A 13194-nucleotide genomic window follows, 5' to 3' on the forward strand; every position below is an offset into this window, starting at 1 on the left:
GGGTTGACATGGCCAAACTCTCCCAGCTCAGGTTCGAGATGCCCTACCAGGTCGATGCCCCCGTGCTCACCGATGAGGCTAGTGGCATCGACCGGGTGAGGCTATGCTCCCGGGACCCGGAGACGGTGATTCGGCTGTTGGACACCACCGACGAGAGACTGCTGTGTGCCGGGGTGCTGCTGTTGCACCACCAGCAGGGCGAGCAGGCCGAGTGGATTGTGCGTCCGGGGGAATGGCGTGAATGGATCGAAACCACCACGTGGCAGGATCAGTCTGGTGACGAGGTACCCGACTCTCTCGGGCCGATTCTTGCCCCGTTCCGCCGTAGCGCGCCGCTTGTCACCATCGCGTCGGTCACCACCGAGCGGGCCCGCTACGAATTGCTCGATATCGACGGCGCCGGACTCGGTTGTGTGCTTGACGACCGAGTGACCGTGCGCCGGGCCGGTCTGGCGGTCTCCCGCCGCCGACAGGTGACCGTCGAGCCCACCGACGAGATGACCTCTCTGCAGCAGGCGGTGGTGTCCAACCGGCTTATGGACACCGGCGGCAGGTGCGCCCAGACCTTCGGCGATCCGATCGATCAGCTCACCGAGGTCCTGGGAATCTGTGACATCGGCGAACCCGGCAAAACCGAGGAGTTGACCACCGAACGTTTCGTCGGCTGCCGGTTGACTCGCTGCCTGCGCAGCGTGTTGCGTGCCGATCTCACCCGGCGTTCCGGACTTTCCGATACCGGCGATGCGCTCATTGCCGAGTTGCGGGAACTGCAACGAGTGATCGACGGCATGCGGCCTTTGCTGGAGCCGGTGTGGGCCGACGAACTGCGCTGGAAGGCTGGTCGTGCCATCGACAGGTTGGCAGAGGGGGAAAACGATCCCCATTTCGAGGTGCTTGACATGCTCTCTTCCGGGGCGCGGGCACCTCGCGTGCAGGAGAGCGGGCCGGTCACCGCCATCCTCACCACCGAGGCTTCCGTGCGGTTCTCTGATCTGCTGGCCCGTCTCGATGCCCTGGATATAACCGACGATGCCACGTGGTCAGATGCGCGGGCGGCTGTCGATGCAGTCGGCTCAGTCCTCGAACTGGCCGAGGGTCGTATCGGACGAACCACCTCGGTGGAGCGTCGCCTCACCAAGCTGGGCGAGATCCTGCAGCCCACCCTCGGCGAGATCCCGTGCCCGCAACCCGGGCAGATTGCTGCCCTCGACCCGTTGGCCGCCTACGAACTGGGCCGCTCCTATCAGGCACAACTTGATTCGGTGAGCGCCCCACGCGAGCGACTGCTGGGGGAACTGCCGAGGCTGCGGCGCAAACTGAAAGAACAGTGGATCGCGCCGCTGGAATCTGTCGTCGCCTTGGAGAGCTGCGATGAGTGAGGGGACATTCATCGTCTTCGAGGGCGGCGACCGGGTCGGGAAATCCACCCAGGCGCGTGCCTTGGCCCGGGCCCTGGCGGCCTGCGAGGTCCCGCATTTGCTCACCCACGAACCGGGGGCAACCTCGGTCGGGGCCCGGTTGCGGGAGCTGCTGCTCGATCCGGTACACGTTCTTGACGACCGCTGTGAGGTCCTGTTGTACGCAGCCGACAAGGCGCAACACGTGCATGAAGTAGTGCTTCCGGCGCTGCGGGAGGGGAATGTGGTGGTCTGTGACCGCTACGTCGATTCGCTGCTCGCCTACCAAGGGGCCGGGCGGGGGTTTGAGGTCTCCGAGTTGCGGGAGATCTTGGGCTGGGCTACCGGGGGACTCACCCCCGATCTGACTATCCTGCTTGATGCCGATCCCGGCGCCGCGGTGCAACAGGCCGATGACAAGGATCGCCTGGAACTGGCCGGGGCGGATTTCCACGCCAGGGTCGCCGAGGCATTCCGGGCGCTTGCAACCCAGGATCCCGCCCGCTATTTGGTGTACCCGGGATTGGCCGATCTTGATGCGACGGCGCGCGTTATTCGTGAGACCGTCGGAAAGCTCATCGGTCACGAACTGGTGGTACCAGATGTATCCGATCTTGCCGGGGAGTGGTGATGGGCATCGAGGCCGCAGTGTGGGGCGAACTGGTGGGTCAGAGCTCGGCGGTGAAGGTTCTTGCTGCAGCCGCGGATGCTGCTCACCGACTTGATGGTGCTGCCCGCTCGGCGATGACTCATGCTTGGTTGATCACCGGGCCTCCCGGTTCCGGGCGTTCCAACGCGGCCCGGGCCTTCGCTGCGGCACTGATGTGCGCCGAGGGTGGCTGCGGTGAATGCTTGGACTGCCGGACCACCTTGTCGGGCGCTCATCCGGATGTGACAGTGGTGGCCACCGAGATGTTGTCGATCGGCGTCGACCAGATGCGTGAGGTCATCACCAAGGCATCCATGTCACCCACCACCGGGGCTTGGCAGATCATCGTCGTCGAGGACGCGGACCGGATCACCGACCAGGGTGCAGATGCCTTGTTGAAGTCCCTTGAGGAACCACCGCCGAGCACCGTGTGGATACTGTGCGCACCCACTCCCGACGATGTGATCGTCACCATCCGCTCCCGGACCCGCAAAGTTGCCCTGCGTACCCCTATGGACCGTGACGTAGCCGCTCTGCTGGTGCGGCGCGATGGCATCGACGAGACCATGGCTGCCCATGCTGCCCGGGCTGCCCAAGGTCACATCGGCCGGGCCCGCGGGCTGGCCCGTAGCGAGGAGGCCCGTGAGGAACGCCGCCGCATCATGCAGGTGCCCGGTTTGCTCACATCCGTCGGTGCCTGTCTGCGCACCGCCGAAGCGCTGGTGGCGATGGCCACTGCCGACGCCGAGCGGCGCACCGGAGAACTCGATGCCCGGGAACTCGCCGAACTCAAGGAGGCCTTGGGTTTCGGTACCAAGGGAACCCGTCCCAAGCAGGCTCAGGCCGCCCTTAAGGACCTGGAGGATAAGCAGAAAGCGAGGGTGAAAAGATTACAACGCGACGCCTTGGACAGAGTACTCACCGAACTGACCACTTGGTACCGCGACGTGTTGTCGATCCAGCTGGGGGTGGTGGATGCCGTCGATGACGACACGATAGCCGCCATCGGGCTGATCAATGCCGGAATGCGGGAGCGGATCCGACAAGCCGCCGAGTGCTCGACCCCGGAACAGACCATCGCCAAGGTGGATGCCTTGCTGGAGGCCAGGACCGCCCTAGAACACTCGGTTGCCCCACTGCTGGCGATGGAGGCCCTGCTGATCCGCCTCGGTGGATTCGCCGTCGTATGCTGAGCCGGGGATTCGCGCTGCAAAGGTGGCTGCTTGCGCGTGTCTGTTCCGTGGGCCGGAGAACCCGTGGCCGATCATGGAAGTTGAAGTGTTGGGCCATCACGAAGTGAGGGAATCGTGACAGACGAATACACCGATGCGGTGGTCGGCAACAGCCTGGATGATGGATTGGGAGCCTCTCCCGCCGTCTCCGGTTTGTCGGGCGCCAGCCCCGCCGTACCTCGCGATCCTCGTCTTCTCGCTGCTGAGCAGGCCGAACACGATGCGCGTGCCGCTTTGGAGAAGGCCGAGGAGATGAGGCGGGCACTTGAAGAGGCCCAGGCTGCCGCAGCTGCCGCCCAGGCCGCCGCCGACCGTTCCAAGCAGGAATTAGAGACTGCCCGTGAGGAGGCCAAGGCCAAGGCGAAGGCCGCAGCCTTGCAGGTGCGCATGGAGCAGGACGAGATAGAGGCCTCCGCGGCCGCGGCACTGGCCGAGCAGCGAGCTGCCCGGGAATCTAGCTTGGGCACCGTACTCCCGGTGGCCGAAACCGACGAGCCTGAGACCATCCTGGTCACCAAACGCACCACCGACGGTTTCTCCGGTTCTCTCGCCCTGTTCCTGTTGCGCGCCGTGCTGGCCGTGTGGGTGGGTGCCGTCGGCTGGCAGGCACTGGCCGATAAAGACGCGATCAGCGGTATGTTGTCGAAGATTGGCATCCCATCTTCCCTATCCTTCTTGGGCGTGCTGGGCGGGATCGGATTGATCGTCGTCGCAGTTCTCCTGCTGTTTGGCGCTGCCACTCGGGTGTTCTCGGCGATCCTTGCCGTGGTGCTGGTGGTCTATTTGGTTTTCTTCAGGTTCGGGGCGTTCTCCCCGTTCATCGAGGGTCATTTCGGTTTCTACGGTGACCGGGAGGTCTTCGCAGCGATCATCGCAGTGGCATTTGTGCTCATCGGGGCCGGTGGGTTGTCCATCGACGCCGTGATGCGCAAGCGTCGTGACACCGACGAGGAAGAATGATCACCCGCCGAACCCCCGCCCGGGGTATGGCAACCGCGACGGCGGTCGTCACTCTGCTGGCGGGTTGTCAGTTTTCTGCACCGGGTCCTGGTACCAGCACTCCACCGGGTTTCGTGCTGCCGACGATCACCCACACCGTCGATGGCGGAAGTTCCCCGGACCGCACACGCCATGTCACCTCGGATGCCGTGCCTGACGGCATGGTTCCAGCACCCCGGGGGTCTGGATACCAGCGCTATTTCAACCAGTCCTTGACCTGGGGCCAATGCGCCGATGAGAATGCTGCTCAGGCAGGCATGGAATGTGCCGCATTCCTGGCTCCTCTCGATTGGGCTGATCCGGACGGGCAGTGGGCGATCACCGTCGCTATGTCGCGTTTCCCGCACACCACTGGTGAGGGCAGGATTTTATTCGTGAATCCAGGCGGGCCAGGTGGCTCAGCTCAGGATTACGCACAACGATTTCCCCGCGAGGGTTTGGAGGCCTTCGACATCGTCGGGCTGGATCCCCGGGGGTCGGGTGAATCTACGCCGGTGGTGTGCGGCGATGGGCCCCAAACCGATGCCTTCCTGCTCTCCGATGCCACCCCCGACGACGAGGCCGAGCGTTCGGTTTTCCAGGATGCCCAGGCCGGGTTCAACCGGCTGTGCCGGGAGCATTCCGGGGTGCTGCTGGATCACATCTCCTCGGTGCAGGCAGTACATGACCACGATCTAGCAAGGCGGCTGATGGGTCGGGAGAAGTTCTCCTTCCACGGGGTCTCCTACGGTACCTATCTGGGATCGTTGATGGCCGAGTTGTATCCGGGACGCCTGGAGGCTGCGGTGCTGGATTCGGCAGTGATGCTGGACCCGGAGGACGAGACGATCCAAGCCGAGGGCTTCGATCTCGCCCTGTGGGCTTTTGCTGACTGGTGCTCCCAGCAAGATAATTGTTCCCTGGGTTCTTCCCCCGGGCAGGTCGTTGACGCCATCGTGGGGTACGTCGACTCTCTTGATGCCTCACCGGTGCCTGCGGGCGAAGGACGGATGCTCACTCAGTCACTAGCGGTGTCTGGGATCCTGGTCTTCCTCTATTTCAATTCTGAGGCCTACCCACAGCTGGCCAATGTGCTGTTGGCCGCAGTAAATGGCCACCCAGACTTCTTGCTGCAGGCCGCTGATCTGATGAACGACCGGGACGCCGATGGCAGCTACGACACCCTCATGTATGCCTTCCCAGCGATCCGCTGTGCCGATGAGGCCGATGAGGGGATCACCGCGGCATGGCAAGAATGGGAGAAGAACCAGACTCGGGCCCCGGTCTTCGGCCGACTGAGTGGGGTCGATCTAGTCTGTCCACTGTGGACCGCAGTTCCCGACCCGGTTCCCGATTTCTCGGCGAAGGAAGCTCCACCGTTGCTGGTTGTTCAGAACACCGGCGATTCGGCAACTCCCTTCCACAATGCCGAGGTGATGGCCGCCAAGCTGGAGACAGCAACCTTGGTGGTCCGTGAGTCGGCTGGTCATGGAGCTTTCGGTGATGGCAGTTCGTGCATTGACCAGATTGTCGTCGACTACTTGGTCAACGGCGACGTGCCCGCCGAGGGGACGCGCTGCACCGACGGCTGAAGATGGTGGTGCGGTGAGCCCTAGATATTCTCCCGTCGTCGACAGGCCACGACTGTGGTGCGCGGTTCTGGTTTCGCCGCAGCAGGGCTGCTTCGGTATACTTTGCGGAGTTGACGCGTCCTCGTGACGCGGGCGACGCGCCACTTTAGCTCAGTCGGTAGAGCGACGCTCTCGTAAAGCGTAGGTCACCAGTTCGATCCTGGTAAGTGGCTCCGCAGGGGCCGAACCAGCGGGAACGCTCCAGGCCTCACCCATCGTCGACTCGGCTCATGCTACAACAAGCAACTCCTCGAAGAGCTTGTCAAAAGCGTTTTCTACTGCTCTTCGGGAAAGGCGGCACTGGGATTCCGCTGAATAGATACATTCCGAGAATGTTTTGCGTCTTCCCAAGTGGGCGAACGACTATTCATGGAAGCTGGCTCCGGTGACGATGCCCGCACCTTACAATTGCAATGCTTTGAAGGGCGAGAAGATGGACAGGCTCCTCAGGTGAGTGAGCAGCAGTACCCTCAAGGACAATTCTGGCGTCCGGACCAGTGGCTCGCACCACAGCCGATGCCACAACCAGGATGGGGAGCGCCGGGATCCCGATCCAGCTCTCAGGCCTCCGGGCCCACTCGACGGGTCATGAGTGCACCGAGTCGGCCTGCGGGGAGGCCGCGTCGCAAGCACCGGGTACTGAAGACGATTGGCATCTTGTTCCTGGCACTGATTCTTGTCGCCGCGGTTTTTGAGGTGACTGGAGTCAACGACTGGATCGGTTACGCATATCGCGAGTACAAGAGGAAGGCCGAGAAGACTGGGGTCCGTGAGGGGCTGGAGAAGTTCGTTGCAAATCATCCGAATGCTTCGATTTACCGGGATCAGGGTCAATGAGACTCCATCTGCCGGTGCGATGCGGTAGAAATCCAATACTTGGAGCATGCAAAAATCTACAAAGCGACCTTTGCTGGAAACGCAAGGAGGTTGATGAATTCATGCGGGATAGCGCCGTAGAGAACGCCCGGATGTCGACCTTCCTGGTGCCGAGGAAAAACTTGAGCATCGGCACATTCGTTGCTCTCCATGAAGATCCGGTCGCGCGGATGGAGTGCTGGAGCAGTTACTCCCCGGAACCCATGACACTGCTTCAACCGGCTCCGGACGACAAGTACTTCATCTGGCCGAACTATTGATCCTCGGAACTGAAGCCCGAGTTGACCAAGAAGACCACCGACATAATATATGGCGAGCGGCAGCTCGACTTTACTTCCGGTTCCAACCACTATAAGGATTTCTTCGATCTCGCGGAGGAGATGCCGCCAGAAGGTGCCCTTGTCGCGGAATATAAATATCACTACCCAGTCAACCAGGGTTCTGGTCTCATCGACTTGTGTTCACCTCGCAGGTTATGAAGCACTCCGACGGGCAGCTGCGTAACTACAAAATCACCTTTGATGGGGGATTGTGACGGAAATAGGTCAATCATTGGCTGCTCTGATCTCAAAGAGTTTACTCCTACGACTGATTCTGCGAATGATTTTTCCAAATTCCAACCTATATTTTGCTCGACAAATCCGGATGGAGTACGGGAAAAATTTGTTGCCACGGAATGCAATCGTGAAGAAATGGCGGAGTTGAGGATCAGTCTCGACTGGGAAGGATGCGCTTCCTGTGGGATTTCTCCGATTCAAGAAACCCGAACCTGGGCAGTTTCTGCAACTGCTTGTATGGAAAGCTCGATGATCTTGGGTGAGCTGACGAATGTGGCCATGTGGTCCTCATTGTTATATCAAGAGGTTGACTCGTCTGCCGGGATTTCCAGGCTCGCGAACCCAGTCAAGGGGCTTCGCAACTGGGTGCCTGTATCACAGGCCCGGCACAGTTGGTGAATACTGCTGGCTGATTGAACTCGGTCGCCGGAATCCCTGGGTGGGCGCACAAAAGGCCCTCCCTACTCGGGCGTGACCCTTGTTTTTGACCAGATCACAGGTACTGTCGTTGTCATGAGCAAGAAGACTGTCAAATCTGCCCCTGTCCTGCCATCCTTCACCGCATCTGATCGCCTGAGTGCGCATCTGCAGGCGTCACTCGTCGACATCACTGCGCTGAGCCTGGTTGCCAAGCAGATCCACTGGAACGTCGTGGGCCCCAATTTCCGTGACCTGCACCTCAACCTTGATGAGGTTGTCGACATTGCCCGCGCTGGGTCCGACGCACTTGCCGAGCGCATGCGTGCCATCAACGTGGTTCCCGATGGCCGCCCGGGGACCGTCGCAGACAAGACCACTGTGCCCGAAGCTCCCGTTGCCCAGGTCATCACCAACGAAGCTGTCGATTACATCGTGGCCGCCATTGATGCCGTCGTGAAGACCATGCGTGCCGTTCATGACGAGGTTGACGACGAGGATGCCGTTTCCGCGGGTATCCTTGAAGATTACACCCAGCAGCTGGAGCAGCAGGGCTGGTTCCTCTCCGCCCAGAACTACACCGTCTGACACGTCAATCCAGCAGCTATTCGCGTCGCGCAGCACTTCATCACGTGTGGGGTGCTGCGCGATTTGCATCCGCACGGGAAAGCGGCTGTTGTGATAGACGGCACCCCGGACTTCTCCTTCCCGTGATCAAGCGGCTGTTCACGGGTTTCCCCGCTGTGTGAGCCTGCTCGGGGCCGCTGGGAAAAGGGTGCAAAATGCACCCCCTGCCTGATTCCCGGCCAAGGTGCTGGGTTACGGTGAACGGTGTGACAGACGTGGTGATCATCGGGGCTGGGATCGCAGGACTCGCCGCTGCCGGCGAGTTCCTCGACCAAGGAAGAAGCGTCGTCGTGCTCGAAGCCAGGGACCGTGTCGGTGGGCGAATTCTGACTCGCGACCATGGCGGGATCGGTATCGATCTGGGAGCACAGTGGCTCTCCCCCGGAAACGAATCAATGTTCTACCTCGCCGAACAGGCTGGGGTCCAACTCATCGGCCCGAGTGAGGGAAGCGTGCTCGTTCGCACCGACGGCGTCGTGCGTTCCTTGGGATTCAGCGACCAAGGTGCGGCGCTGAGCCCCTTCGAGACCGCCGACTTCGGCCAAGGCGTGGTGCGCCTGCGTCGCTTGGCCGAACGGGTGCACACCGATCCGACCTGGGCGAGTGCCAATGAGGTATGGCTCTCCCAGCCCCTGGGCCGGTGGATCCGCACCAACCTGCGCACTCCTGGCGTGCAACGCAATTTTTCCGTGCTGCTGGGACGGCTGGGTGGTGACCCGGATGCGCTGAGCCTGCGCCAGGCACTCGACATCATCGCATCCTCCAACGATCTGGAAGATCTCTACACGGTTAGCGGTGGGTTGCGACTGCGTCGCCCTATCGGAGGCATGGGGCAGATTGCCGAACATCTCGCTGACCGCTGCTGGGAGAATATCCGCCTCAGCACCAGGGTCACCGGCATCGAATACGACCCACAGTCCGCGACGGCCATATGCGACGACGGACAACGTTTCGAAGCCAACCGAGTGTTGCTGGCAATGCCCCCGTGGCTGGCGCTTAACCTTGACTTCAACCCGCCGCTGCCCGCTTGGCGCACCGAGATGCTTGCCGCACAAACTGTCGGCGCATCCATCAAGGCGGTGCTCGTTTACGACACGCCATGGTGGCGCGAGCATGGGGCCAGTGGCCAGATGAGCGCCGACGACGGGGCCGTGCGGTTCACTTTCGACATCTCCGATCCGAATGGTCCCGGAGTTATCACCGGTTCCTTCGATGATGATGAGGCCGTCGCCAGTTCGGCGCTGACCCCGCAGGAACGTGAGAATATCTTCGTTGACTGCTTGGTGGGCGTGCTGGGCCCACGCGCAACCGGGCACTCCGGTTACCTCGAACACGATTGGTACGCCGACGAGTTCACCGCCGGTGCGCATTCCCCGCACTTCGCGCCGGGAGCCTGGCGGGTCCAAGGGCCCCAACTGGGTGAACCTCTTGGGGCTGTGCGGTTCGCGGGAGCCGAATACCCTGACCGCAACAACGGCTACCTCGAAGGTGCCTATCGTTCTGGCATTGAACAGGCTCAGGCGATCATTCGTTCTCTGGCCTGAGACAAGGAATCGTCGGTGACGAGAGTCTGGGCAGGAAAGAATTCCGTCTCGGAAAACAAGGCGCTGGTCTTAGGCGCTGCAGCCCCCCGCGACAAACCCAACGGCATCAGGGCGCAGCCGACCGGCGATGCGGGTCAGCGCCCCGCGTGTCTGGTCGATGTCGCCGGTGGGATCGATCGCGACCATGGCGACCCCCAGGGTGACCCCATCTCTGGTGCGTACCAGCCCGGCCTGGCGGGCGACCGCTGAACCATTGGGCAGGAATCCGGTGTCCGCCCGGGCCCTGGCCATGGGCATCCCCTGCAGCCCCCATGGGTTGTCGGCGGGGTCGTTCAACTTGGACAGAACCGGGAATGCGTGGATCCGGTCGCATCCCATGTGCGCCATGAACTCGGCCTGGGCCGATAGCGGCCAATTCGTGTCCCGGAAAGGAGTGCTCGGTGAGGTCGTCGAGGAGGTTGCCACCGATACGCCCCAGTTCTGGTAAAAGCGTAGGGCGGTCTGTGTGCGGGCTGCGGCATCCTCGCCTCCACCTAGATAGGTCCAGATCGCCTCACTCGCCGAGGCAGAATTGTCTGCCAGGGAACGATTCAGCAGATGGTCCAGACTGCTGGGTGGTTTCGGATCGTCGACTAGCGCCATGCCCATCGCCAGGTCAATGGTTCCCAGGGCGGGGGAGGAATAGACCGTGCCGGTGCGCCAGGATTGCTCCACCTGCTTGTCAGAGGCGGCAAGAGTGGCCAGCTGGACTCCGACCTCAACCCCATGTTCACCGGCGATGCGAGCGATCGTTGTTGCCAGGTCCGACAAATCAGGCGGTGAAGCTGTGTTTGGGGCTGTGACCGGGGTGGGTAGCCTCCCGCTGGGCGATGGCGTTGCTGAAGTCGGCGCCGGGGGATTGCCAGTATTGGGTCTGGTGGCGCCGAAGGCCGCGATGGATGTGAGAACCACCGTCACGACAACCAGCAATATGCCTCGGGGCGCCTTCCACCACCAACCGAGACGCATAGGAATCGGTTGCTGACCGTTGTGTCCTTTATCCTGTGGGGAGTGCGCCGGGCGGGAGTCAGCGAATGGCACTGTTCCTCCCTGTCTGTGTGACGATGTGATATCCACCAGTATGGTGGGTATAGCGGTGTGGTCAGGAGAGGTGGGCAATGTTCTGCGCCAAGTGTTGGTCCCTCGTGGGGGCGCATGACCGTGCCTGCATGGCCTGTGGAGCCGACCTGACGGCACCAGGTTCGGTGCGGATGACCGATCCGCGACGTTATGCATCCCCGGGTGACCGGCCCGAGGTCGATCTTTCCTGCGGCGAGGACGCGGTCTCCGGGAATCAGGACACACCCCAGACTCAGGATGCGGCGGCTCATCCCGACGAGGCATCCCCAGGTGAGCAAGTCCCTGTGGCCCAGCAGCCTCCTGCGTCCGTGCCGCGTTTTCTCACTCCCGAGGAAACCGCCACGATCGCCAGGATGAAAGCCGAATCTGCTGAGAGCGAATCTGCCGGGAAGACCGTCACCGCCGACGATCAGGACAGTGCTGTGGCCACGCAAGAGGCTGGCAAGGAAGAGCCAGCTGGCGAGGTCAAGACCGAAGGCGTTGCGGAGAAGCCGGAACCCGTCGGTGAGCAAGCTGGGGCCAAAAGCCAGGATATCTCCCAGGAACAGGCTGCGACTGAGGGATCTGCTGTCGGGGAATCCGAGGAGAAGGCTCCCCAGGAAGCCTCTGAGCTCCCGGGCGAAGTGGAAGTACACGAGCCGGAGCAGAAGAGTGATTCGAAGCAGCGGGATTCCGCTGTGGAAATCACCGCGAAAACCGAGGCCGACTCTCAGCAAGACGGTAAGCCCGCGAAGCAGGCCAAAGACGAGCCCCACGATGACGGTGCCGACGAGCCGACCGTCGTGGTAGCCAGTGGACCGGACGAGCCGAGGCTTCCTGTTGGGAAGCCCGCCGAGACCAAGGAGCCAGAGGCCGAACCCCGGGGCCAGGATTCCAAAGCCGGACAGCAGGAAGCGGAGCCCACCAAGATTGCTCCAGTTCCTGCCGGACAACGACAACAGAGTCAGAGTTCGGACAGATCCGGCGACAAAAGCAACCAGAAGCAGGCCAAGCCGGTCACTCAGGTCGGCCCGGTCGTGCCGGTGCCTGGGGCTCAACCGGCTCCCGGGGCACCTGCGATTCCCGGGGCAGCCTCAATTTCCCAGCGGGTGCCCGCACCACAGGCACCCGCCGTCCCGCCATCTGCGACTCCGCAGTCCGTGACTCCGTCCGGCCCAGCCCAGCCCGGTCCGGTCCCACCCAAGCCCGCAACAGCGCCACAACCTGCACCCTCGCAGCCTGTGCCACAGGTTCCGGCATTCCAGGATGCAGCGGTGAAGCCCGGGAAACCTAAAGCCGAACAGCTTTCCGGTGCGCCGAACACGCCTGTGGACCAGCAGAGGCCTGTTACTCCGGTGGCTCCTCAGGCCTCCCAGCCCGCTTCAGGTGACCAGGCTCCGCAGTCCCAAGCCCCGCGGTCTCCGGCAATCCCCGCGCCGTCACAGGCGGCCGCCGAGCCCTCTGCCGAGGTGGGCGCATCTGCGGGAGCGGCCAAGGGTCCTGGCTGGTGGGGCAGCGTGAAGATGCACGTCAGTGAACTGGGTGCCAAGGCAGCCGCGCTCAACGCGCCCGCCGTAGAGGATGGCGAAGAAACCAGCGAGAGCTTCAACTTCTGGAACGAGGTTGGGGTCTATGAGCCCTCTTCGGAGGAAACCATCGCCAAGGAATACGATCCGCGTCGCCGTAAGGCCTTCTACTGGTTATGCGGATGCATCGTTTTCGTTGTGCTGGTGATCTTCCTGTCCACGCTGAACCTGTTCTCCTCCGAACGCAAGCATCATGCTTCGGCCACCTCCACTTCAGCTGCCGAGATCCCGCCAGATCCGCAGACCAGTGCCGAGCAGACCCATGAACAACCGACCGCCACCGAGAAATCCACGACCGGACGGAGCGCATCACCCTCCTCGTCTTCCAGCCCCTCGGCGCGCAAAACGCCCAAGGCAATGGTCCCGGGCACCAAGCAGTGTGCCGATGGTGTCTGGTCGGGTCCGAACACCTCGTGTAACCTGGCCGCGGCAGCAGCGCAACAGGTTGATCATTCCATCACCAAGCCGGTGGAGATCTCTGCCTTCTCCTCGACAACCAATCGCAACTACCGCTTGCAGTGCACTCCGGGTGAAGGCATCACCTGCGAGGGCCTCGACGGGGTATCCGGGGTAATCATCTACATTGCAGCTCCCTAAGAGCG

10 protein-coding genes and 1 tRNA gene are annotated in these 13194 nt (G+C 62.3%); 10 read left to right on the forward strand and 1 reads right to left on the reverse strand.

Going from position 1 to position 13194, the window contains the following annotated elements:
• Positions 1–8: 8 nt before the first annotated feature.
• The 9 genes from HMPREF1531_RS06340 (at position 9) to HMPREF1531_RS06385 (ending at position 9908) form a co-directional block, all read left to right on the forward strand.
• Positions 9–1379 (forward strand): hypothetical protein, encoded by a 1371-nt coding sequence (locus HMPREF1531_RS06340; protein ID WP_016669103.1) that lies wholly within the window; start codon positions 9–11, stop codon positions 1377–1379.
• Positions 1372–2028 (forward strand): dTMP kinase, encoded by a 657-nt coding sequence (gene tmk, locus HMPREF1531_RS06345; protein WP_016669104.1) that lies wholly within the window; start codon positions 1372–1374, stop codon positions 2026–2028. Before HMPREF1531_RS06340 ends, tmk begins: the two co-directional genes overlap by 8 nt.
• On the forward strand, positions 2028–3239 hold the full coding sequence (locus tag HMPREF1531_RS06350; protein ID WP_016669105.1) for a DNA polymerase III subunit delta': 1212 nt from the start codon (positions 2028–2030) through the stop codon (positions 3237–3239). Before tmk ends, HMPREF1531_RS06350 begins: the two co-directional genes overlap by 1 nt.
• A 114-nt stretch (positions 3240–3353) precedes the next feature.
• Entirely contained in the window at positions 3354–4238 is an 885-nt protein-coding gene (locus tag HMPREF1531_RS06355; RefSeq protein WP_016669106.1) for a DoxX family protein, read from the forward strand.
• On the forward strand, positions 4235–5848 hold the full coding sequence (locus HMPREF1531_RS06360; protein ID WP_016669107.1) for an alpha/beta hydrolase: 1614 nt from the start codon (positions 4235–4237) through the stop codon (positions 5846–5848). The genes HMPREF1531_RS06355 and HMPREF1531_RS06360 overlap by 4 nt, the downstream gene beginning before the upstream one ends.
• 139 nt (positions 5849–5987) lie before the next feature.
• Positions 5988–6060 (forward strand) — tRNA-Thr (locus HMPREF1531_RS06365).
• Between the two features lie 415 nt (positions 6061–6475).
• Entirely contained in the window at positions 6476–6724 is a 249-nt protein-coding gene (locus tag HMPREF1531_RS06370) for a hypothetical protein (RefSeq protein ID WP_016669108.1), read from the forward strand.
• A 1109-nt stretch (positions 6725–7833) separates the two neighbouring features.
• Positions 7834–8325, forward strand: a complete 492-nt coding sequence (locus tag HMPREF1531_RS06380) for a Dps family protein (RefSeq protein ID WP_016669111.1) — start codon at positions 7834–7836, stop codon at positions 8323–8325.
• Positions 8326–8561: 236 nt separating this feature from the next.
• Entirely contained in the window at positions 8562–9908 is a 1347-nt protein-coding gene (locus tag HMPREF1531_RS06385) for a flavin monoamine oxidase family protein (RefSeq protein WP_051123336.1), read from the forward strand.
• A 69-nt stretch (positions 9909–9977) separates the two neighbouring features.
• Here the strand turns inward: HMPREF1531_RS06385 and HMPREF1531_RS06390 are convergent, their stop codons facing one another.
• Positions 9978–10988 (reverse strand): hypothetical protein, encoded by a 1011-nt coding sequence (locus HMPREF1531_RS06390; protein WP_016669113.1) that lies wholly within the window; start codon positions 10986–10988, stop codon positions 9978–9980.
• A gap of 128 nt (positions 10989–11116) precedes the next feature.
• Between HMPREF1531_RS06390 and HMPREF1531_RS06395 the strand changes: the two genes are divergently transcribed.
• Entirely contained in the window at positions 11117–13189 is a 2073-nt protein-coding gene (locus HMPREF1531_RS06395) for a hypothetical protein (RefSeq protein WP_156860203.1), read from the forward strand.
• Positions 13190–13194 lie beyond the last annotated feature (5 nt).

It is taken from the genome of Propionibacterium sp. oral taxon 192 str. F0372 (assembly GCF_000413315.1).
Taxonomy (GTDB): Bacteria; Actinomycetota; Actinomycetes; order Propionibacteriales; family Propionibacteriaceae; genus Brooklawnia.